This is a genomic window from Nonomuraea sp. WAC 01424, from assembly GCF_003947315.1.
Taxonomy (GTDB): Bacteria; Actinomycetota; Actinomycetes; order Streptosporangiales; family Streptosporangiaceae; genus Nonomuraea; species Nonomuraea spiralis.
The window spans coordinates 1-1,038 of record NZ_QHHZ01000058.1; the positions used below are offsets into that span (position 1 = coordinate 1).

The following is a 1,038-nucleotide window of genomic DNA, read 5'->3' on the forward strand; positions in this document are numbered from 1 at the left end:
CGCCGACCGGGTCGCCGCCGTGCACGAGCGCATGCCCGCCGCCGAGGACCTGGCCGACACGGCCGACGTCTTCGGCCTGCTGTCCGACCAGAACCGGCTGAAGCTGCTGGTCGCCCTGCTGGACGGCGAGTTGTGCGTGTGTGACCTGGCCGCGGTGACCGGGCAGAGCGAGTCGGCCGTCTCCCACGCGCTGCGGCTGCTGCGCGCCCACCGGATCGTCGCCGCCCGCCGCTCGGGCCGGATGGCCTACTACCGGCTGGAGGACCCGCACGTACGGATGTTGCTGGACCTGGCGCTGGCCCACACCGAGCACACCGAGGCCATCCACCCCGAACGCGACGGGAGAGCGTGATGGGCGCCGGACACGGACACGGGCACGCCGGAGCCCGCCACCGCTGGCGGCTGGCGGTCTCCTTCGTCCTGATCGGCTCCTTCTTCCTGGTCGAGCTGGCCTACGGGCTGATCTCCGGCTCCCTGGCCCTGATGTCGGACGCCGGCCACATGGCCGCCGACGTCGTCACGCTCGGCGCGGCCCTGGTCGCCACCCGGATCGCCGGCCGCCCCGACACCACCGGACGGCGCAGCTACGGCTCCTACCGGGCCGAGGTGTTCGCCTCGCTGCTGGCCGTCGTCCTCATGCTCGGCGTCGCGCTCTACGTCGTCACCGAGGCCATCGGCCGTATCGGCGGCACCGCCGAGGTCTCCTCCGGGCCGATGCTCGTCGTCGGCGCCATCGGCCTGGTGGTCAACCTCATCGCCCTGCTGCTCCTGCGTTCGGGCGCGAGCGAGAGCCTGAACGTCAAGGGCGCCTACCTGGAGGTCGTGGCCGACACCGCCGGCTCGGCCGACGCCATCGTGGCCGGCTGGCTGGTCTCGACGACCGGGCAGGCTTTCTGGGACACCGTCGTCGCCCTGGCCATCGGGATCTTCGTCGCCGTCCGCGCGATCTCCCTCGGCCGCCAGGTGTTCGCCGTCCTGGGCCAGCACGTGCCCGAGGGCGTCGACGCCGCCGCCGTGGCCGCCGACCTGGCCGCCATC

At 73.4% G+C, this 1,038-nt stretch carries 2 protein-coding genes; both read left to right on the top strand.

All coding sequences use genetic code 11. The features are described 5' to 3' along the window. Positions 1–352, top strand: a 352-nt coding sequence (locus DMB42_RS52695) for a helix-turn-helix transcriptional regulator (protein WP_148109031.1), incomplete at its 5' end; no start/stop codon positions are given. After that, positions 352–1,038 (top strand): cation diffusion facilitator family transporter (locus DMB42_RS52700; RefSeq protein WP_148109032.1); only part of this gene is annotated, 687 nt, incomplete at its 3' end. The genes DMB42_RS52695 and DMB42_RS52700, both read left to right, overlap by 1 nt.